16 protein-coding genes are annotated in these 20966 nt (G+C 55.8%); 12 read left to right on the top strand and 4 right to left on the bottom strand.

The genetic code is table 11. The features are described 5' to 3' along the window. Positions 1-33: 33 nt before the first annotated feature. The 7 genes from FRD01_RS20435 to FRD01_RS20465 all read left to right on the top strand — a co-directional run bounded on the left by FRD01_RS20435 (position 34) and on the right by FRD01_RS20465 (position 8034). A complete protein-coding gene (locus FRD01_RS20435; protein ID WP_146962793.1) occupies positions 34-1737 on the top strand; it encodes a phospho-sugar mutase in 1704 nt (567 codons plus the stop codon). A 93-nt stretch (positions 1738-1830) separates the two neighbouring features. Continuing rightward, positions 1831-2223 carry a TM2 domain-containing protein gene (locus FRD01_RS20440; RefSeq protein WP_146964035.1) on the top strand — a complete coding sequence of 131 codons (393 nt, stop codon included), beginning with the start codon at positions 1831-1833 and terminating at the stop codon, positions 2221-2223. Positions 2224-2226: 3 nt separating this feature from the next. Continuing rightward, complete coding sequence (locus tag FRD01_RS20445) at positions 2227-2826, top strand: DUF4347 domain-containing protein (RefSeq protein ID WP_146962794.1); 600 nt, start codon at positions 2227-2229, stop codon at positions 2824-2826. A 107-nt stretch (positions 2827-2933) separates the two neighbouring features. Then, positions 2934-4691: a hypothetical protein gene (locus FRD01_RS20450; protein WP_146962795.1), complete on the top strand. Its 1758-nt coding sequence runs from the start codon at positions 2934-2936 to the stop codon at positions 4689-4691. 148 nt (positions 4692-4839) lie between these two features. Then, positions 4840-5430 carry an RNA polymerase sigma factor gene (locus tag FRD01_RS20455; protein ID WP_249755783.1) on the top strand — a complete coding sequence of 197 codons (591 nt, stop codon included), beginning with the start codon at positions 4840-4842 and terminating at the stop codon, positions 5428-5430. Beyond that, the gene (locus FRD01_RS20460) at positions 5423-6658 is read left to right on the top strand and encodes an outer membrane protein assembly factor BamD (RefSeq protein WP_146962797.1); all 1236 of its coding nucleotides are present in this window, start codon (positions 5423-5425) and stop codon (positions 6656-6658) included. Before FRD01_RS20455 ends, FRD01_RS20460 begins: the two co-directional genes overlap by 8 nt. Further along, entirely contained in the window at positions 6655-8034 is a 1380-nt protein-coding gene (locus FRD01_RS20465) for an LA_2272 family surface repeat-containing protein (RefSeq protein WP_146962798.1), read from the top strand. Before FRD01_RS20460 ends, FRD01_RS20465 begins: the two co-directional genes overlap by 4 nt. Before the next feature lie 6 nt (positions 8035-8040). Here FRD01_RS20465 and FRD01_RS20470 read toward each other — a convergent pair whose 3' ends face one another. Further along, positions 8041-10080, bottom strand: a complete 2040-nt coding sequence (locus FRD01_RS20470; RefSeq protein ID WP_146962799.1) for a serine/threonine protein kinase — start codon at positions 10078-10080, stop codon at positions 8041-8043. 75 nt (positions 10081-10155) lie between these two features. Here FRD01_RS20470 and FRD01_RS20475 point away from each other — a divergent pair, with 75 nt between their 5' ends. Beyond that, complete coding sequence (locus FRD01_RS20475) at positions 10156-11469, top strand: lysophospholipid acyltransferase family protein (RefSeq protein ID WP_146962800.1); 1314 nt, start codon at positions 10156-10158, stop codon at positions 11467-11469. Here FRD01_RS20475 and FRD01_RS20480 read toward each other — a convergent pair. Beyond that, positions 11453-13528 (bottom strand): sodium:solute symporter family protein, encoded by a 2076-nt coding sequence (locus FRD01_RS20480; RefSeq protein WP_249755784.1) that lies wholly within the window; start codon positions 13526-13528, stop codon positions 11453-11455. The two genes, FRD01_RS20475 and FRD01_RS20480, sit on opposite strands and share 17 nt — an antisense overlap. Before the next feature lie 137 nt (positions 13529-13665). Here FRD01_RS20480 and FRD01_RS20485 point away from each other — a divergent pair, with 137 nt between their 5' ends. The 4 genes from FRD01_RS20485 to FRD01_RS20500 are packed head-to-tail and all read left to right on the top strand — an operon-like array spanning position 13666 to position 18083. After that, complete coding sequence (locus tag FRD01_RS20485) at positions 13666-14166, top strand: hypothetical protein (protein ID WP_146962802.1); 501 nt, start codon at positions 13666-13668, stop codon at positions 14164-14166. Beyond that, on the top strand, positions 14166-15245 hold the full coding sequence (locus tag FRD01_RS20490) for a radical SAM/SPASM domain-containing protein (RefSeq protein WP_146962803.1): 1080 nt from the start codon (positions 14166-14168) through the stop codon (positions 15243-15245). The genes FRD01_RS20485 and FRD01_RS20490 overlap by 1 nt, the downstream gene beginning before the upstream one ends. Continuing rightward, the gene (locus FRD01_RS20495) at positions 15238-17331 is read left to right on the top strand and encodes a B12-binding domain-containing radical SAM protein (RefSeq protein WP_146962804.1); all 2094 of its coding nucleotides are present in this window, start codon (positions 15238-15240) and stop codon (positions 17329-17331) included. Before FRD01_RS20490 ends, FRD01_RS20495 begins: the two co-directional genes overlap by 8 nt. Continuing rightward, positions 17331-18083 carry a hypothetical protein gene (locus FRD01_RS20500; RefSeq protein ID WP_146962805.1) on the top strand — a complete coding sequence of 251 codons (753 nt, stop codon included), beginning with the start codon at positions 17331-17333 and terminating at the stop codon, positions 18081-18083. Before FRD01_RS20495 ends, FRD01_RS20500 begins: the two co-directional genes overlap by 1 nt. Here FRD01_RS20500 and FRD01_RS20505 read toward each other — a convergent pair. After that, a complete protein-coding gene (locus tag FRD01_RS20505; RefSeq protein ID WP_146962806.1) occupies positions 18052-18690 on the bottom strand; it encodes a hypothetical protein in 639 nt (212 codons plus the stop codon). The genes FRD01_RS20500 and FRD01_RS20505 overlap by 32 nt on opposite strands. An 818-nt stretch (positions 18691-19508) precedes the next feature. Next, complete coding sequence (locus FRD01_RS20510) at positions 19509-20891, bottom strand: hypothetical protein (RefSeq protein WP_146962807.1); 1383 nt, start codon at positions 20889-20891, stop codon at positions 19509-19511. Positions 20892-20966: the final 75 nt, after the last annotated feature.

Consider the following 20966-nt stretch of genomic DNA (forward strand, 5'->3'; position numbering starts at 1 on the left):
AGGGTTAGAGTTCTAGTCCCCCGAGGAGTAAAGATGTTGGACGAAGCAAAGAAATGGATCGAGCGCGACCCTGACCCCAAAACCCGCAACGAAATCTTGGAGCTTGAAAAGGCTAAGGATTTTGATGAGATCGCCGCGCGATTCGCTGGGCGACTCTCGTTTGGTACGGCGGGACTCAGAGGTGTCTTGGGTGCTGGGCCCATGCGGATGAATCGTCTTGTGGTTCGAGAGACGAGCGCCGGGCTCGGCCAGTATTTGCTTCAGAACGTGGACGGAGCTCAAGAAAAGGGCGTGGTGGTTGGCTACGACGGGCGCCTGATGTCCCGGGAGTTTGCCGAAGATACCGCCCGCGTCCTTACGGGGCTCGGGATCAAGGTCTATCTGAGCGAGGACCTGTGTCCGACGCCTGTCGTGGCTTTTGCACTCAAGCATTTTGGAGCCGCGGCCGGTGTCATGGTCACAGCGAGCCACAATCCGCCGGAGTACAACGGATACAAGGTCTATTGGGGAAATGGGGCACAAATTGTACCGCCACATGACTCCGGAATTGCTGCGGCCATCGATGAGGCGTCGCGCGCCGAAATTCCCTTTGCGGACGACCTGGAGTTTGAGCGTTTGGCCGATTTCTTTGGGCGAGAAGTGGACGATATCTATATGGCCGAGGTCAGGAAACTGAGTCTCGTGGACGCGTCCGAATCCCGAAAAGACTTCGCCATCGCTTACACGCCTATGCACGGCGTGGGCTCCAAACTTGTGGAGCGTGCGCTCAAAGAGTCGGGCTTTGAAAAGGTATCGGTCGTTCCCGAACAACGACGTCCTGACGGACTTTTTCCGACTGTAAACTTCCCGAACCCAGAAGAGCCGGGAGCCATGGACCTCGTCTGCGCTCTGGCCGAATCTGTGGGCGCCAATCTGGCGCTAGCCAGCGACCCTGACGCGGATCGCCTGGCTGTGGCGGCTCGAACTGGGAGCGGTGAGTTTAAGATGTTGCGCGGCGATCAGGTCGGCGTTCTGTTTGGATACGAGTGTCTTAGACGCAAAACTGGACATGCCGTTGCGACCACGATCGTTTCGTCGCAACTTCTGGGTGTGATGGCAAAGAAGTTTGGGGCTCCTTATTATGAGACGCTCACTGGGTTCAAATGGATCGCCAACGAGGCGATGGCACACCCCGATACGCCTTTTGCGTTCGGCTACGAGGAGGCGCTTGGATACACGGTTGGCGAGCTTGTCAGGGATAAAGACGGCGTGAGTGCGGCCAAGATTTTTGCGGAGTTGGCCGTGAGTTGGGCTGACGAAGGTCGCGATGTTTGGGCGCAAATCGAGCGAATCGACCGTGAATTCGGCATATATCTCACAGGACAACGCTCGCTTCATTACGATGAAGAGAATCAAGCGCTGAAAAACTTGAATAACGGGATACGTGCAAACCTTCCATGGACGGTGGCAGGTGTGCCTGTCGACTCGATCACCGACCTCGAGGCCGGAACCCGACAATGGGCTGATGGTAGGGTTGAACAGCTCAATCTACCTAAGAGCGATGTCTTGACGTTTTGGCTCAAAGGCGGGGCGCGTATCATTGTTCGTCCGAGCGGTACCGAGCCTAAAATCAAGTGCTATTACGAGATCGTCGAGCCTGTGGCCGGCGATTATGAAGACGCAAAATCAAACGCTAGAAACACGCTTGAGACGCTCATAGAGAGCCACCAAAAGGAACTTGGGGCTCTCGCGAATTGAGCAAATAGATCGGTTTGATGTGGAATATGAATTCGGTGTGCTTAGGTTGAAACCGTTGGTTGATCTAAGCCCCGGAGTGTCCCATTGAACCAGATGATTCACGTACAAACGCTCGAAGAGCGAAGCCCGTTTAGTCGGCTTCTCACCTTTGTCTTGGCTTTTTTCTTCGGAGTGTGGGGCGTGCACCGTTTCTACACGGGCCGAATTCTCACGGGTCTTCTCTGGTTCTTCACGGGCGGACTACTTGGATTCGGGTGGTTCTTCGACCTAATCGTCATTGCGATTGGCCGGTTTAAAGACGGTCAGGGGCGAATTGTTGGAGAACCCGTCTATTCGTCGCGCCCGATGATCGCTGCACAGCCCATGCGCCGAGAGACGGAGAAAGACGAATGGGGTAGCGCCAAAGAATTCGACTTTGGTGAAGTGGATCGTGACCCGCTTTTGGACAAGTTTGCTGAACTCGAAAAACAAGAGATGGGGCGTTAGATTTTGGGACTCAGGCTTCTCGTTTACGACGATACTTGTAGGGATGGGGCGTGGTTTGGGCTGACGCATTCCTGGATAGCCGGAGACGCTCTTTATAAAGCTCTTGGACGTCTTGACGCGAGTTTCGCCGCCCAAGACTGGGACTCGGCACTCGCCTGGCTCGGGAGCTTCGGCGACCAAGAGATCGATGAAATCCAGTTTTGGGGGCACGGGAAGTGGGGCAGGGCCATGGTTGCCCGAGATGCGTTGAATCTAGACTCGTTAAAGTCGCGGGAGAGCCGCCTTTTGGCGATCAAAGAGCGGATGCATCCCGATTCACTCTGGTGGTTTCGCACATGCGAGACGATTGGCGCTGATGCGGGGCATCGGTTCGCGCGGGAGTGGAGCGAGTTCTTCGAGTGCCCTGTAGCTGGACATACCTTCATCATCGGGCCGTGGCAAAGTGGGCTGCACCTCTTAAAGCCTGGCGAGTCGCCGCATTGGACAGCATGGGAGGGGTTGGCTGAAGGGAGCCCCGACGCGCCGAAAAAATCGCTCTGGTCCACGCCATTTCAGCCACGCACAATTCACTGTTTGCGAAGCAGGGTGCCGTCCGGATGGTAATCGGGCGTGGTGTCAAGAAAAAATTCTTGTCTCGGACTGGAAATCTTCTTTGAGTGCTGCTAGGTTCCGCGCGATTTGGGACAACCTGCTGAATTCGGAAAGCGAAAATGATGAAATTTCAAAGATTTATTGTATTGTTTCTAGCCGGGTCACTGGCACTCACCGCATGTGGTGACGACGAGACCAACCTTGATCCTGTGGTTCGAGTAGATCCTCAACCCACTCCTCCACCAGATAATAACAACCAAGAGCCAGAGCCAGAGCCAGAGCCAGAAACTCTCGTGTTTCAGGCAGTGAGCGTCTTGGATCAAGAGGTTGAGGCCAACGCTGAAGTTGAGCTCAAGGTCGAGCTCGTTGGCAGCCGAACTGGCGCTGGACGCGCTGATGAGACCATTCGATTTACTGTACTTCAAGCACCTACCGCCGCTGTGACGCTCTCGGCATCATCGGTTCAAACCGATGACCTCGGACAAGCAGCCGTGATGTTGCAGGTTGGTGAGGTCGCAGGTCCTATCGTTGTTCGTGCTGCGTACCCAGGCCTTGCGCCGGTTGAGTTTGAAGTTCGCGTCAAAGGTCTTCCAGGAGGGTCAATTCGCGTTGAGATTCAGCGCCCAACACAGGGGCCAGGAACTCTCGCGCCATTTAAGGTGCGCGCGTATCCATCCTCGATGTTCGCTTGTGCAAACTTCCCACGCCGAATCGACACAGCCGGTTATGCTGCTGGAGTCGAGAGCCAAGGGTTGTTGGCTACGTTGACCGACGTCGCTGTTGAAGAGACCTACACCGTGACCGTTCAGGCCATGGGCAACGGGAACATCCCTGTGGCAACAGGTTGTGTGAACACCGTTTCTGTCCAGTCAGAAGAGACCACGAGTGTCATCGTTCCCCTTGAGTTGTTGCCTCTCGACCCAACGGGCGTTTACGACGTCCTCGGATACTGGGACCTCACTCAGGCGATTGCACAGTCCGGACAAGCCGGCGGCTTCTTGATCGGTCTGATCGACTTTATGTCGAATCCAGGACTCTTCGTTTACGAAGCTTTGGAGGATGCACTTGAAAACGCGTTGGGAATTAACAACTTGGATGTTTACCTCGCTGCTTTCGGAATTCCGGGAATCGTCGAAAACACCGTCAATGACTTCATTTTCCAAAACGCTGAGCTCCAAGAGTTCCGAGCGATTGCTCAGGGTCTTCAGTCCATGCTCAACAACCTTGAGGTCGAGAGCGAGCTCGTAATCAACAAGACGGAAGACGACTTCTCGTTCACCGGCTACGAGCACTGGCAGAAAGTTATTCTCTACTTCTCGTGGCAGTGTGATTCTACTTCACCTCCAGATTGTGGACGCTACGAGCTTCCGGTTGCTGCCAATGGTCAGATTCAAGGCCTCGGCCACGTGAGCTACGACTGGACCGGCAACGTGGAGAACTACAACCAACTCAACCTTTACAGCATCGAAACTCGTTTTGATTACGGTGCGTTGATGGTGACCATCCTTGAGCAAGTTGTGATTCCACAACTTACCGGCGGCGCTGCTAACTCCGTGGCTGGATTCCTCGTAAATCTTGTGGATTGCCCGGGTATTGCGGCATCCATCTCCGGCAGCTCAAGCGGCTCCGGTCTGGCTTACCAGCTTGTAAACGGCGCATGCACCGGAGTGGTCACCCAGCTTGCCAACGAGGTAACTCAACCTCTTCAGAACTTGCAGGTTGAGTTCGACCTTGAGCTCGATGGAACGGCTACACTTATCGACGGTCAGTCGGCAGGTTTCGTGGATGAGATCCAAAACGGACTCAACCTCGGCACGGTGGTTAGCACCCAGGCGCCCGTGACTGTGGAGTGGAGCGCAACGCTCAACACTCTCTAAGAACGCCGAGCAGGCGGACACTGTCCGCCTGTTCAAAAAAAGCTGCACAAAAATTGGGTGGTCTTTCGACTAATGTTTCTGAGAGGTTTTTCAAAACATTAGGCTCTGAGATATGCTTGTAGGCAGAAGACAACCAAAGGCTGTGAGAATGGCGCTATCGCCTGCAGAGCAGGGCTTAGAGGGGCACGTTGAAGCTGAGCAGGCGCTCATCGATCAGGCCGCTACAGGCGATATGGTGGCGTTTCGCGCGCTCTACGACCTTCACGTGGGCTATGTTTCTCGAAATGTGGCCAGATTGACCGGCCCAGGGCCTGAGGTGGAAGACCTGACACAGGACGTCTTTGTGCAGGTCTACAAGTCGCTCGCCCAGTACCGTGGAGATTGCGCGTTTAAGACCTGGCTCTACCGCGTGACTAGGAACGTGACCATCGATCACTTGCGGAAGCGCCGCGTGACCACGGTGGAGCTAGATGCGTGGCGGCCTCTCAGAGGCGGGCCAGACGCGTGGTCTAGGCTCGAGGCTCGTGACCTTTGTCGCGTGCTTCACGCGGCCCTACAAACCGTTGCCATTGAGTACCGCGAAGCATTTTTGCTGCACGAAGTCGAAGGCATGAAGTTGCGCGAGATCGCCGACCTTACGGAAGAATCGATCAACACTGTCGCGGCTCGCATTCGGCGTACTCGCGAAAAGCTGCAGGCCATACTCGAGCAGAAGGCGAAGGAGGGCGATCATGTCTAGCGGTTGGACAGATACCGAGCTCAAACGCCTCGCGTTTGACTATATTCGCGGCGAGCTTTCGATCGATGAATCCGAAGTGATCGAGGCGCGTATCCAAGATTCTCCTGAGTTCGCTGAGTACGTGAGCAAGCTCACTCTCATGCTCGATGGTGCAAAAGAGGCGCCGGCTGAAACGCACTTCGCCTTTGATCAGAATGACCTCTTTGCTCGAATTGCAGCCGAGGTTAGTGCGCCTGAGCCTCAGGATGAGTCAGACGAGGAAGAGCCGCTTAGGGTAGAGCGTGGCCGAGGTGTTTGGGTAGCGCTTGCCGCCGCCGCTGCGCTGATTCTGGTGCTTATCGCGGCCTTTCTGGTGAATGAAGAGGCGCCGCGTCCAGTGGCACCAGAGTTGGCCACAAAACCGGTTCCGGAATTGGCACCCAAGCCCGAGTTCCAAAATCTGAAAGCACATCATGCCGAAAATGATCGCGTACGTGTGTTCTCCACCGAGGACGCGTCCTTCCGAATCGAAGGTGAGCTTGAAAAAGAGCTTACGCTCAACGACGGCATGATTCTCGTGGAGTACGTGTCGAGCCCTGGCGAGCGCCTGAGGGTCCAGGGCGATGGTTTCCAGGTCTTGGTGACTGGGACCGTATTTTACGCTTCGAACGAATCTGGCGGCGTTGTAGGGGTTGTGACGGGCAGCGTGCGCGTGATGCCAGACCGGGGAGCACCAGTGAACGTCAAGGCTGGCCAAGAGTATGTGTTGAATGAAGGGTTGCGCATGGTGGAGCCAGAGCGGCTGAAGGGGGCAGAGGAATGGGTGAGCGTGGAGTCGCATTTAGACCGGCTTGCGAACCGGAGGACTGAGCCACCACTGCCACCGGAGAAGCCTGAGCGTGAGGTAAAGAAGAAGCCGGAAACCCAAGTAGTACCAAAGCACAAGGTGGCTAGAGAGTTGAGAGGTCGCGCCCAAGAAGCCTTGGCTCGAGGGGATTTTGAGCGGGCTTCGGAGCTTATGGAGGAGCTGCTCGGCCAGATTCCCGCATCAGATCCCGTGGCGGGAACGGTGCGTTTGGATCTTTCGAGAATTTATCTCAAGAATCTGAAGAAGCCGCAGAGGGCTGCGCATCACCTGAGGCAATTTGTGAAGTCGCGTCCTGCCGATGCTGCGACTCCGCTGGCCAAGGAAGAACTTTGCCGTATCGTTTCTGAGTCGGGATCTGCGGATCCGCTGTGTGTGCCATGAAGTGGGCTCTAGTTCTTTTGCTCTTCCTGCCTTCTTTGGGAATGGCTGCCGAGCTTCCACAAATCGCGTTGAAGATTGATCCGCAATGCGCCGATTCGAGCGCCGAGGGGCTTCTCGTTCGCGAGTTGCGCACTCGCCTTCCCGAAAACACCTTGACCTTCGGAGAGCCGCTCGAGCGCGATTGGAGGGTTGTTTGGAGCGAGGAGTTTGAGTGTCGAATTCTCGTGAACCGAGAAGAGCAGGAATCCATCATCAAAGTCGATAGCAGCGAGGTGCGGGAGATCGAGTATGCGGCGAGTCAGGTGGCTTGGATTGTGACGATGACTCGTGATGCTGAAGCCGCAAAGCCTGTCGAGACTGCTCCGCCTGAAGAACCTCCTGAGCCGGAAGCTCCCATTGAACCCGAGGAGCCCATTGAACCCGAGGAGCCCGTTGAACCCGAGGAACCTGTCGAAACCGAGGAGCCTGCTGAACCAGAACTTCCAGTAGAGCCGGCCCCTGCGCAAGAGAGTCTGCCTGAGGAGACTGACGGCATCCTCATGGCAGCGACGTTGATTCCCACGCCTGAGTCCGCGAGCATCGTGCCGAATCTCGCCATAAACCTGATTGGCGGCTACCGCGGCCTTGATGGTCTTGAGCTAGGGTTTGGGAACATGGAAGACGAGTTCATGCATGGTGCTCAGTTCGCCCTAATTTTCAATAGCGTTGCGGGCACGAGTCGTGGGTTACAGGCCGCTTTCGCCTACAATCATACGGCCGTCTATCACTCGGGTTTGCAGTTGGCGTTTGGCGTAAATCACGCTGGCGACGTCAAAGGTGCGCAGGTTGGGGCCGTGAATCTGGCGGATCGGGTTTCGGGCGCCCAAGTCGGGTTTGTGAACGTCGCGGACACAGCAGACCTTTCGTTGGGGCTCGTGAGTATTATGCGAGAGGAACCGATTTACGGCGTGGCTTGGATTTCAAGTTCTGGGTTCTTGCTGGGTGGAATTCAGCACGGGAGCAAACATTTTAGAACCATGTTGTTCCTCGGCGGGGCCGCAACAGGGCTCGAGGAGGGGCAAGTTGGGGCCGCAGGATTGGGGCTCAGCGTGCACCTCCCACTCACTGATTGGTTCTATCTGGACATCGACTATCTCGCGACTCAGGTGGCCGTGGCTGATTATCGAAAACAAAGTCACCTCTCGATGTTCCGTCTACTCACCGGCTTTAAGCCCGGCGAGCATTTCGCAATTTATCTAGGCCCCGCTGTGGCTGGTCTATTTTCCGGGCGCGAAGACGGTCTTGGGATCCCGCCGGAGTATGCGGTTCGAAACGGTGATGCGGTCAATGGCTACACCTGGTTTTGGCCTGAGTTCCACCTTGGCGTCAGGTTTTAGGGCGACTTAGGGACGCTCTTCGGGTCTAGGTGTTTGCACGGAGTGCTTGAGCAATTCGGGGTTAGACGATGAGTTCGAGACTTCCTGGTGGTTTAGCCACCACTCTTCGGCATGATGGGCTGTCCAAAGGCCATGCGCTTTGCAGGTGTGAAGCCTGGAGAGAATGGATGTCACGCTTTCCGGGCGCGAATCCTGCTCCTGACTGAGGCACTGCATGATGAGTTTCTCAAGGTCTTCGGGAACGTTCTCGTTCAGCTTTTCGGATGGCAAGGGCGGCGGACCATCCTTTTGTTGGGCAAAAATGCTGGCCCGCGACGTGCCCTCGTAAGCGGGTCTGCCGCTGATCATCAGATAGGCCAGAGCACCGATGGCGTAGATGTCCGCGCTCGGACGAGGGCGGTAGCCCATGGCGGCCGCTTCTGGGGCAATATAGCCGGGCGTACCCATCAGGCGTGTGCTCTTTCCCGGAGAAATCTCCGCATCCACTTCTTTGACCAGACCGAAGTCCAAGACCTTCACGAAGTCGTAAGACGAGCCGCGATGGGCCAAAAAGACGTTGTCGGGTTTGATGTCTCTGTGAATAAAGCCCTTGGCGTGCGCCTCTTCAAGCGAGCCACAGACTTGCTCCAGAATGTGGATCACGCGCTCCGCGGGCATCGGCCCCGAACGTTCCACAACTTCGCCAACCGTCGCACCTTCCAAGTACTCCATCGCAAAAAAGAGCGTTTCGCCTTGTGTGCCAAAATCGTAGACGGTCACGGTGTTTGGGTGCGTCAGGCTGGCGGTCACTCTGACTTCGTGTTTAAAGCGCTCGCGGGTTTTCCGGTCTCGGGTATCCTTGATGACTTTGAGCGCTGTAATCCGTCTCAGCGAGCGATGCTCAGCCAGACAGACCTCGCCTGCGCCTCCAGTCCCGATGACCTTTCCGAGCACGTAGGCCCCGAGTCGGTTTTTGTCTTGTTTGGGCGCGTCCGGAATCTTCAAACGTCGGTAGAGAAGCAATGCGATGCCCAAGATTGCGGCGAGTAGTATTCCCAGCCAAATGAACTGAGAAGGGGCGTCGGGGGAGAAATCGGAATCAGGCGCTGCCACCACGATCCAAAGCCGCGTTGTGCCCATTTCAAATGGTCGGGTGACAGCCCACCACGCCTGCCCGTCCGAGTGAAACGAAAATGCACGGGTTCCGCTACCCTTCCATGCGCGGTTAAGCGCGTCGTTCTCCAGCTGGTGAAGGGGTTTGAGGAGGTACTCCTGTGGGTTGGCGCCGTTTGCAACAGACGGCAGCCCTATCACCGTACCTTCTTCCGTGAGCAACACCGCGATCCCGTTTTCTCCAATTTTCATCGTCGACGTGAACGCCGAGAGATCTTTGAGCATGACGTCGAACGCCACGACCATAGTGGTGCCGTCACTGGTCTTCAGACGAGAAGATACAGTCATGCCGACGTCCCGCGTGGTGAAGAAGATGTAGGGCTCGGTCCAGTGGGGTTCTCCCTCAGGATGCTCCATTGCGCCCCGAAACCATGGGCGGAGACGGGGGTCGTACTCGAGCTCTTTGGTCCACTCCTCGACGGGTTCAAGGTCGTTGTTCCACCTAAACCAGCGTGTCGTCTTACCGTCTTCGGCCACGTCCACCCTGCGGTTGACCCACGTTCCTTTGTCGTTGAGCAGCATATACTCACGACCATTCTCGTCCGCGATGAGCATGGATGTGATTGGCGTGTGCCGGGCCAGAAGCGGGATAAAACGTCGGTTTAACTCCTCGGTGTTGTCGAGCTTCACCTCACCACCCTTGGTCCAATCGTGCGTGACCAAAAGGTTATCTTGCAAGGGACGGAAAAAGGTATGAAGCTTGGCCTGTGCGAGTTCTGCAGAACCATCTAAAGATTCTTCAGAGAGTTTCTCAACCGCTTGAAATGACGAATAATAAAAGATGAACGCAACCATAGCCATCGCAAGCGCACCTATGCCCACAAGGGACGTGAGTAGGTACTGCTTGGGTGGAGAAGGTGTATCCATAACCAAAAGGGCGTTCCGAATCGTCATTTTCAATAGGCCTGATCATATCTATGTCTCAGAACCTTGTCCAAGTGTAGTTTTTTGCGCGTTGCGGAGTGCGATTTGAGTCATCCTTTCCTTGAAATGTCGATATTTACGACGCGCCTCTTTTTCCGCTCAATTGGTGTTTCAGGGCGCGAAAACATTCCCGCTGACGTTCCGATATTGGTGGTGGCGAATCATCCGAATGCCTTGATAGACGGGATTATTGTTCGGATTGCGCTCGGTCGAGATGTTGGTTTCTTGGCCAAAAGTACGCTCTTCCAAAATCCGTTTGGAAAACTTTGGATGGAAGGAGTTGCGGGCGTTCCTGTCTACCGAGTCAAAGATGGTGAAGACACGTCCAAGAACGATCTCACCTATCAGATGATCGCCGAGAGATTTTCTCAGGGGCGCTCGATTGTCATTTTTCCGGAAGGTGTGAGCCATGACGAGCCTCAACTGAGAAAGCTCAAGACGGGCGCGGCTCGATTTGCGTTGCGGTACGTACTTACGCACGAGGGTCCGCTCTATGTGTTGCCGATGGGCATGTTCTACGAAGACAAGGCCACCTTTAGGTCCAGGGTCTCAGTGGCCATCGGGCCTGCCATTGATCCACGCGACTGGATCGAAAAGGCCAAAGAGGCCGAGTTTGAGGCCGCCCTCGACCTCACCAAACGTATTACCGATGGGCTTTCTGAGCTCGTGCTCGAGGCCGACAACACGCAGATGTGGCAGATGTTTGCGGCGGTGGCCAGGTGGACCGAGCCCAAGGCGCGCGAAGACGTGACGGTGGCGCAGGACAAGGCGCAGGAGCTTGCGGAGGCTTATCGCAGGTTGAGGTTGGAGCTACCCGGGCGTGCTGAGGAGATTCAGGAAGCAGTCTTGAGGTTCGAGCGCGAGCTCAAAGCTGTAGGAATCGACAATCCATGGGATGTGGAGGATGTTTTCCCCAACCCTTCGAAGATCGCGTGGATTGTGGCCTCCACCGCGTTGATTTTCGTTCCGGCCATGGTCGGTACGGTGGCGAGCTTCGTGCCTTATCAGGCGATTGGACCGCTGGCCCGCAAGATTTCCGGTAAGAATCAAGACATGATCTCCACGGTCAAAGCCGTCGGTGGTCTAGTGTTTATGCCGTGGGTTTTTGCTCTAGAGGCCTTGATGATAGGGATTTTTTGGCGCTGGGAAGCAGGGCTCATTGCGTTGGTACTACTGCCCCTCTGCGGGCTCGCTGCTTTGCGTTTCTGGGAAGCGATCGAGGTGCGTCGCCGAGCCCTAAAGGCGTCGTGGCTAAGAGTTTCCAAGAGGGAAGTAGCGGAGGCGATTCGAGCGCGCCGACAGGAGTTGAGCGCCGATATTGAGCGCGCGTACGAAGAGCTTTCTAGCCTTCCAGGCTGACGTCGACTTCGTCGATATGCTTGAATCCCGCGTATGCAAGGAGTTCTCGAGGGAACTCAAGCTGCCCCGATGTGGTACCAGGTCGCTCAGCAATACGCCCATGAACCGACTTCAAACCGCCGTGCCAGAAGAATGGGGCCGATACCACGATGAGGTCGCCAGGGTCGGCTCCAAGCGCCTTCTGGTCGTCTGGATGGACGTGGAACTCAAGCTCGTCTCCAAGCGCTGAATCCTCAGCGAGCTCTTCCACCACGAGGAGTTTAAGCCGTGTGGTAGCGCCGGGCTTTTTCGGCTCGCTGCCTTTGAATTCTCGCATAGCGTCGGCTTCCGAAGAGGCTATCAAGTGTGGGTGTTCTTCTGGGGCTTCGCGGAATAGGAACGTTCCCACAACTGCCAGCACGGAGCTCACGACCAGACCGTAGAAAGCTCGCATAAACGAGTGACCTTTCATGCCCGCTCCGCCGATTTCAGAGCCTTGTGCGAATGGCGTGATGATCTCAGGAAAGACGAGCGAGATTCCAACGGCAATCGCACCACCGACCATGGTCAAGAGTGCGGCTTTGGTGCCGAACCTTGGCCAGCAAATCCCGAGGATGAGCGTCACGGCCATCGGTGGAATGACGGCCGCAATGAACGCTGCGTGAGCCGCATAAATGCTCTCGAACTGCATGAAGAGCGGCACCAGACTGAGCGCCACCGCCGATGCCCCAACGGTGGTAAAACGCGCCACCTTGAGGATCTGTTTATCGTCCGAATCTTGGCCAAAATAGGGGCGGTAGACATCGTTGACGATGACCGCAGACGTGGCTGTCACAAGGGTATCTACCGTGGACATGAGCGCCGCGACGAGTGCCGCCATGATGAGTCCAAACACCCCAGGAAGGGCCAGAATATTCGATACCACGATGAACACGTTGTCTGGGTCGATCAAGGCCGGAAGCTCGCCGGAGCTCACCATAGAGCGCCCGACCCAGCCCACGCCGGATACTGCCATCGCAGCGAGAGGCATCACGAAGATCACCACCAACATCACGGCTTTACGGGCTTCTTCCACGTTTCGGGCGGACATAAAGCGCATCATGACGCCCTGATTGATGAAGTAGAACGCGACCCCTCCAGCCATGGCGTCTTGCCAGAAGACCCCCATGGTATGAAACCCTGGCGGACTATTGAGCGCCGCGAGTCCGGCACGATGCGGGCCGGGAAGACCAACCCAGAAAATCTCCCAACCGCCCACGTGGACAACCCCTGCCACAAAGAGTCCGAGACCCACGCCCAACAAGAGGAAAGCCTGGGCGAGGTCAGTCATGATCACGGAGGTCTGGCCTCCAAAAGCTACGTAGATTGCGGTGGCACAAGCGGCGACTAGAGCAGAGAGGAAAATTGGCCAGCCGGTCAGCGTGTTGATGGCCTTCCCGAGTGTGAAATAGTTGATACTGATATAGCCCATGAGGAAAACGAGGAGTACGCCCGTGGCCACGTTTCTGGTGCGTCGGTCGAATCGCTTCTCAAAGTACTCCGGGATGGATTTTAGGCGTCCGTAGTAGATGATCGGCAACCAGACGAGCATCCAGAGCGGCATCCAGAACCAGTCGTTCAAGTAGGTCATGGTGCTCGAGAGCCCGTAACTAAATGCCGTGGATGTGTATTTGAGGAAGGAATACGAGCCGATGGTAGTGGCCACACAGGACATGGCGATGAGCCACCCTTTGAAACGGCGTCCGCCAAAGAAGAAGTCCTTGCTCGAGCGCGTGAATCTGGCGAAATACGAGCCGATGGAGATGATGCCCACAAAGTAGACGATAACTACGGCCGCATCGATCCACGTCCCAATAAACCCTTGTGTTCCACGCTCTTTGCCTGTGACAGGCAATTCACCGGGTGCCGAAAAACCTTGGAGCATCGCGTGTAGGCCGGCGTACGCGAAAAAGCCCGCGAGCAGGAACCCAAGTAGGCGTTTGCTCGTGAGGGCACCAGCCCTCCATGCCACAATAAGTCCGCCTAAAAAGACGAGCCCTCCAACGAGGTAGACGTAGAGAAAAGAAGACCACTGCTCCATCACAACTCCTAAATGGGGGTTGGTTCTAACCCCTAATGGCATTGGTTTCCACCCCAAGCGTTCTACGGGTTGAATTTGATTCCAAAGGAGATTTGCTGCTAAACTCCTTCAATACAGAAGTGTTTTTGGAGTTAGGTATGATTAGACCCCCTGGGCGCCGAGTTTTGATTCTTGCTCTGGTGATGACCGCGGCTTCCGTGTTGACCGCCTGTAGCGTGTCGGTCGCGGGAGGTGTTGGTGGGCTCGGTTTGACGCTCTTATTGGTCGGTCTCTTTGCGTTCCAAACTACACAATCCGGTTGTGCCGACGATGATGACAAGGACCCGGACGTGGGCCCCTGTCTAAGCATTGAATACGACATGGGCTGGGACCTCGCCGAGGACATGGAAGATGACGCCTATGTGGGCCCATGCCTGAGCCCGCCGCCCCCGGATATGGGCGAAGACGCCAATCAAGATATGGAAGACGATGCCTCCATAGGTCCTTGTTTGAGCATGCCTCCACCGGATATGAACGAGGACATGCAAGACGCGGATATGGCGCTAAAGCCCGCGTCTGACAAAGCTCAAATCTTGGCCAAGCTTGAGGCGGACCTGCCCGCAGATGTTCTAGAGCGTCTCAAGAACCGGAAAGCCTGATGGGCATTCTCGACGCCTTTTCAAAACCAAAAAATGTCACGATACCTCGGCTCGACCTTGAACTTACAACGGGTTGTGACCACGGCTGTGGGCACTGTTACAACGTCTGGGGCGCCAAAGATTCGGATCCACAAGGTGGCTACAAGAAGGGCTCACTTCGCACCGACGAATACCTCAAGATGTTGGACAAAGTTGTTGGGCAAACGGGTGCTGAGCACATCACCGTGACCGGTGGTGAGCCGCTTCTACACAAAGGTGCGCTTGAGATCATTGAACGTGCATGTGCGCTGGTGAAATCAGTCCAGCTCATCACTAACGGTAGCCATATCACGCCTAAGATCGCCCAGCGATTCAAGCAAGCGGGTTTGCGCTCGGTGCAGCTTACGCTTTTGAGTGCCAAACGCGCTCGACACGATATGCTTAAGGGCTCGGTTTGTTTTGATGATACGGTGAGAGCGGCGCTGGACCTCAAGGATGCGGGTGTTCCCGTGCAGGTCTGCTTCGTGGCCATGCAAAAGAATTGGGAGGAGTTCGAAGACGTATTCGAGCTCGCGTACGTCCTTGGCGTAAGGGCGATTTCGTACAATCGCATGTCTCCCACGGGCGGCGCCGTTCACCATATCAACCAGCTCTTGCCTACCGTGGAACAAGTCGAGCACAACTTGATGACAGCCGAGAGACTAGGTCCTCAGTATTCGATCCGAGTTTCCACTGCCATGCCGATTCCCCCGTGTCTGATTCGAATGGATCGGTTTAAGTGGTTTGATTTCGGGTTTTGCAGCACCGGTACTCATTCACCCAATATCGTGGTGGATCCTTCGGGAAATATCCGTTCCTGCAACCTTTCGAGCGGCATTCTAGGCAATATCGTGGAGGAGGATTGGCCTCAGGTTTACGAGCGGGTCCGGTCCTATCAAGATACGTTCAAGCGCGAAGTGCCTGAGGTTTGCCGGGGTTGTCGCTACGAGACGACCTGTCAAGGAGGGTGCAAGGAAAGCGCCTTTGCGACCTTCGGCTCAACCACTCATCCCGAGCCCTTCCTCTACCAAGCCCAAAATCCTGGGTGGCCCAGTGCGTGACCCTTGTGTGCTTCTCATCTCACCGGGGATTTTGAAGTGGACGGACATGGATTTTGGCCTTCCACATCTGGTCTCGGTGGGCGGGTTTCTGCAGCACCATTTGAATATCCGTGTGGAGATTTTGGACCTGAACTTCGAGGGCGGAGACCATACGCAGCTCGCGAAAACACTGGAGGAGCTAGGGCCGTTCTTGGTAGCCGGGATCTCGTGTTACTCGAGCTTCGACTACATGCGAGTCATGAGCCTCGGGCGGTTTTTTAAGACCTTGTATCCAGACGTGCCGTTGGTGACCGGCGGATATCACGCGAGCGCTCTTCCCGGCGATGTGATCTTTGATGGCTCCCCGTTTGACGCGGTGATTCCTGGTGAGGGCGAGCAGTCGATGCTGCAGATCGTGCGGGGATTATTGGGCGGAGGGCGGCTCGAGCATCAGATTTACCCAAAAGAGGTCGTGCCTTGTATGGACGAGCTTCCGCCCTATAAATGGGAGCTTCTCGAGCGCTACTGGCCGCGTGCGCGCGATATCGGTCGTAAATTCCAGATCTATTTGTCCCGAGGATGTCCGTATCACTGCACGTTTTGTATGGAGCGCTCCAAGAGCGGGTATCAGTGGCGCGCATTTAGCTCAGAGCGTGCCGTGGACGAGCTCAAACGACTCTCGACCTTCACACCCCTCGAACACTGGGTCATCAATCTCGCCGACCCATTGTTTGGGTTTAAGCGGAGCTGGCGCCGCGAAGTCTTGGAGGGGATTATCGAGAATAAGCTCTTCCCGAGGCAGTATTGGACTCTGACTCGGTCCGACGACCTCCAAGAAGAAGACGTTGAGCTCCTCGCGCGTGCTCGGTTTTCCATAGGCATCGGCATGGAGAGCGGTAGCCCCGAAATGCTTGGGATCATGCAAAAGGTGGTCAAGCCCGAGCGCTACCTCGAAGCCCAGCTAAGACTTGCGCGGCTGAGCCGAAAACACGGGCTAAACTGGGCGGGGAATATCATCGTGGGGCATCCCGGCGAGACCCTTAAGACGATGACGGAAACGCGGGATTTTGCGCGGGAGCTCTTCACTTCCGCATCCGATACGTGTGGCTGGCTCTCGCTCGATCCGTTTCGCCTCTATCCCGGCTCGCACGTTCACGAAAATATGGATGAATATCAGGCGAAATACGGCACCCAATTCTACCATAAACGCTGGTGGACGAGTTGGTATGACGGTCCGTTTCGTGCCGAGCATTTGGACGCGAGTTCGTCAGTGGATTTCGAGACCCGCGTGCGATTTATGTACGAGCATTTTGCGCCTCTGATGCGAGATATTCTTGGGAAATTTCGAGGGCAGGGGAGAAGCGTAGACCGTGTGTTCCAACGTTCTTTGGCCGAGCAGACCGACCTGCTGAGTGACCGAATGCGTGATGTCATTATTCGCAAAGCCAAATGGACGCGTGAGCGCCTGCCGGCGGACCCGGTGGATGCCGCGATATCTGGGGCGAGCATGCTTTCGGTACCGATTGGACTGCACGTCAAGGACCCGGCGATTCGGGCGCGTGAAGAGGCTGTAAGACGCCTTCTGGAAAACGGCACGCTCAGGTCCGACCGTGTGATCGAAGCGTTTTTGAGCGTTGGTCCACACGAGTACATGCCCGAGGTTCGTGCCCGTGAGATGTTGCGCGGCAAAACCGAGTTGCCTGAGGTTGAAGGGGCGCCCGGTGTGCTCAGTGTAGATGCCTACGCGATAGGGCTGGAGGCGCTGAACCCGGGGCTTGGAGAGTGTGTGTCTGATCTAGCGCCCGTGAATGGCTATCTAGGTGCTTTGCTGAAGATTCTGGTGGGGGCCGAAGGCGTGGTGGATTCAGGCGCAACCGGGGCCTACGACTCGCTCTTTCTGGGGGCTGCTATGCCCCTAGTCCCAAAGCGCCTTCTGGAGAAACTCCGCCATCAAGGGCGTTTTGTAGGCTTTGTGGGGCCAAGGTTTCGGCCCCAAGACATGGTTTGCTTGACGCGTCATGATGATGAGTGGACCGAACGCCTCTTGGCGAAGGTTCGTGTACCGGTGCTCGCCGGGCCAAACGGTTGGCTGAAGAAGGCGGGCTGATGAACATTGAGTTTAGAGCGCCTTTGCACGCCCAGCTCTACTACGAGGTCCTTAGTCTGATTGACCTTGGTCAAGACGCCGCGAACCTCTACCGCGGCAAAAGCGCCGCGTGGTCTGAAGAATTGGCTTCCCTCTTCAACGTGCCTGGCGCGATTTACCTTCACGGAATCCCGCTTTGGACGCGTGACCTTGAGCACTTGTTTGCGGCATTGGAGAAGGGTTTTAGACCGCTGGATACACACGAGAGTCGCGTGCTTCGGCAAAGGCTCCAAGACGTCTTGAACGACGTGGCAGCAGGGTTCGATCACGAGGACCTACCCGCGTTAAGCCTTGAGTTAGAGGAGTTAGACGCGTTGCGCCAAAAGCTTTGGAGCGAGGCCGCACCACCACTAGAAGTGTGGCACATTCCAGCATTGGGGGACGGCCAGTTCACTCATGGGCGCGCAATGTCTTTGAAGTCAAAAAGGGTGGTGGCCGTCTCTCTCAATGTGGCTCCGGAGCAGGCGCTCGTGCAGATTATCCACGAGGACACGCACGCGCTCACCGACCCGCCTATTCGTCTGGAGTTTGGTGGTGCCCAAGAGACCCGTCGCGGCTCCAGAGGACACGCGCTCCATAAACGCCTTGAGTCCGCCGTTATTGCCAACAACCTCGCCCTCTTTGAAGAACATGCGCCGCAGCTTTTGCCGGCTCTTGAGAAGTGGTGTGATTGGTATGGAGTTAGTTCCCCGCGTCGGGGCCAGACTCCATAGGAGTGGGCTGCACGTCTGGGCTGCAATAAGATTCCGAGACATTTTCAAACGACATGACGTCGTCACGGGCTTCAACCTGTGGCGCCCGCTGCAACTCTTGCCTCAAAGTATCAATCGTAAACGTGCCTCGAAGGGCTTGGGGCATGGACATTACGCACCATTCATGGGCTTGGAACTTGAATCCGTCCTCGTATGATACGCCCCATGGCATGCCCGAGGTGAATAGTTTGCCTTCTTCCTCCACGGCGTGAATCAACACCGTTTGGCCTTCTTGAACCGCGTACTCCGAACTCCAAGCCACGCTTGAACTCAACTCGATGGCAGGTGAGCGTTTGCCCTGGGGAATCCAAGCGCCGTCCATTCTATGCTTCGGGATGCTATTCCACTGCATCTTCTGGGGATTGATGAAGACGGAGGCGGTGTCTCCCTCTCCCTTGATATTCTCCTGGATGTCAAAATCTACTTGAAGGGGCCATTCGTAGAGCCTTGGGTCGCAATTCTCGGCAAGCCCGTCTTGAACGAAGTGAACTCTGGATACCGTTCCTACAAAGATGCGATCTACGATGGCGTCAATATCCCCGCCTGAGGCTTCTGGGACACTGTCCACGAGGCAAAGTGAGTTCGCTTCTTATTCAGCAAGAAAGTCATGATTGTCTCCGACGTACTTCCTGTCCTTTGCGGGTTTGTACAGGTACGAGTCAGGTGCGGGTGAATCGGAAAGTTGGTAGACGGTGGCGCCAATCGTGACATGAATCGCGACAAATCGCGACATTTCTGGATGAAATCGCGACAAATCGTGACATTCTCTGATGGAATCGCGACATATCGCGACACCGTAGTCCTAATCTTCGGACCAATATGAGAACAATTGCGTGTGACAGATCCGCGCCCCGTTAGGCCCCGCGCTTGGCCTCCATGTTGGACTGGATTGGTAAAACACAGACCGCGGTCCCGGGGGTGGAGGTGGCGGTGGAGGCTTCACACGGTCATGGCATGAGTATTCTCGAGTTCGCCACCGAATACACTTGTCTTCCCAACGACCAACGCCGATTTTCCCCGAGTCTCCCAATGTTGTCTCGTCGGAGAAAATTCTAATCAACTGACCTGCCCATTCGGGGCATCTCACGGTGTAGTGGCCCACGTGATAAACAGCGGGCACGCCTGGTTCGCAGATGAATACGGGTGTGATTGCATGGCCATCCCGCTCCACTCGGAATTGACCACCTAAGGCGAACACCTCTCTTTGCTCTATTTGGCTCAGACTAAAGGATAAGAGGGAATAGTCTGCAAATGGGACCCAAGACCCGTCATCATCAGGAGTTTGGAGTTGGAAGTTGATCGATTCGTACTCCTCGGGTTGAACACACTGGCGCCCGGAGAGTGCCAGAGCGCTGGAAGATAGGCATATGGTCAGTGCCAAAAGGCTCAGTGAATGCAGCTTTGTGGACATTCTCGCTCCAGGTTCTTTTGGAATCTTAGGAACTCCGGGAAGATTTCGACACCAAAAAAACCATCCGTTGAGAACGGCAAATCTTCGGCTGAGCAGAGGTCCGCTATCTCAAACGGCTCGCCGCGAAGCGTGCCTCGCATATAGAAGGGGCGAAGCGAATCCGAGCACCAGTTTCGTTTCATTTGTCGAATCTGCGGGCCGTTCCAGAGCTGGTCCTTCATGATCTTTTCATATTCTTCGACTCGACCGGGCTTTCCGAAATAGCCCTCTTCGATGCGGATATAGTCTTCGGTCAGCCGGAAGGACTCCGGTATGATGACGTGGTTCCAGCAGCCTTCGTCGATACGCAGATTGCTAAGCATGGCGCCGGCGTGCTGCATCTGGACGCCTGTGTACGGGGTGAGGCTGTTGAGTAGGAATAGCCCGACAATCAGGCGGATGGCCCAGTTGCCTTGGCGAGGGCGCTCCTCGCGATGTGCTCGTGCCTTAAAGAGATGGACTAAGGAACCGGCGGCGAGCGCCCAGAGCATCCATTCGCGCACGATCATCGTGAAGTCAGGGGTGATATTGGCGTTCAGCACGCTCAGAGTAGTAATGCTCACACTTATGGGAATGATCCAAATTGCCGACCGTTTTACCCATACGTCGAAGGCCTCGCGGTCCGCATCGGTTGCGAAGGCTGCGTGCCCGGCGAACATCACGAACGCAAACGCTGGCGCCATCGTGATGGTGAGTGGAATATGAAAGAAGGCAACCAAAACCCAGGCAAGTCGGTGTCTCCCAAGGCTCAAGAGCACGGGGATGGCACCTTCTGCGAGCAAGGCGACCCCGGGCCAGATGACCCACTCAGACCATTCGGTGGGCAGGCTCCAGTGCACGAAAAGCTCGTTCATGCCGTAGTTCGCGCAACTCGTCACCGGATTCAGAAACTCGGTATTCAATTTGTGAAAGGTGGCCACCGTATACGTCAGGGCCGTGATGGATTGCAGGCCACGCCAGAAGTGGCCAACTTGGCCGCGGCCGCGGGCGAGCTGCACGTGAAAAACCATGCCAATGGCTGCGTAGCTCATCAAGACGACGCTTTGCGTCAGCTGGTCTCTCAGAAAGAGCAAGGGCAGGAGTTTTCCCACGAAGCAGAGCATCCACGCGGCGAAACACGGGTTGACGCTCAAGAGAATCAGGCCGAGCGCGGCGAGCGCGTTTGGGAACTCCCAGCCGTCGGTCCACGCATCGCCGAGCCAAAGATGGCAGAGCATTCCAAATGCATAAATGCGTGTAACAAGTCGGTACTTCCACGCATCATAGGTGCTAAATATGGCCGGCAAAACGCCGGTTGGATGCATAAAATCGTGACTCAAAACGCTCGCCGGAAACCAAGTTTATTGTTGACACACCGTGTCAGAGTCGTAGACCTAGCAACGGATTTTAAGCAA

Source organism: Microvenator marinus (assembly GCF_007993755.1).
In the GTDB taxonomy this organism is placed as follows: Bacteria; Myxococcota_A; Bradymonadia; order Bradymonadales; family Bradymonadaceae; genus Allomicrovenator; species Allomicrovenator marinus.

Coding starts and splice junctions, on each gene's coding strand:
- FRD01_RS20440 (WP_146964035.1), top strand. CDS start 1,831: ATGATTCACGTACAAACGCTCGAAGAGCGAAGCCCGTTTAGTCGGCTT.
- FRD01_RS20500 (WP_146962805.1), top strand. CDS start 17,331: ATGAACATTGAGTTTAGAGCGCCTTTGCACGCCCAGCTCTACTACGAG.
- FRD01_RS20450 (WP_146962795.1), top strand. CDS start 2,934: ATGATGAAATTTCAAAGATTTATTGTATTGTTTCTAGCCGGGTCACTG.
- FRD01_RS20470 (WP_146962799.1), bottom strand. CDS start 10,080: ATGACGATTCGGAACGCCCTTTTGGTTATGGATACACCTTCTCCACCC.
- FRD01_RS20485 (WP_146962802.1), top strand. CDS start 13,666: ATGATTAGACCCCCTGGGCGCCGAGTTTTGATTCTTGCTCTGGTGATG.
- FRD01_RS20490 (WP_146962803.1), top strand. CDS start 14,166: ATGGGCATTCTCGACGCCTTTTCAAAACCAAAAAATGTCACGATACCT.
- FRD01_RS20460 (WP_146962797.1), top strand. CDS start 5,423: ATGTCTAGCGGTTGGACAGATACCGAGCTCAAACGCCTCGCGTTTGAC.
- FRD01_RS20480 (WP_249755784.1), bottom strand. CDS start 13,528: ATGGAGCAGTGGTCTTCTTTTCTCTACGTCTACCTCGTTGGAGGGCTC.
- FRD01_RS20465 (WP_146962798.1), top strand. CDS start 6,655: ATGAAGTGGGCTCTAGTTCTTTTGCTCTTCCTGCCTTCTTTGGGAATG.
- FRD01_RS20435 (WP_146962793.1), top strand. CDS start 34: ATGTTGGACGAAGCAAAGAAATGGATCGAGCGCGACCCTGACCCCAAA.
- FRD01_RS20455 (WP_249755783.1), top strand. CDS start 4,840: ATGGCGCTATCGCCTGCAGAGCAGGGCTTAGAGGGGCACGTTGAAGCT.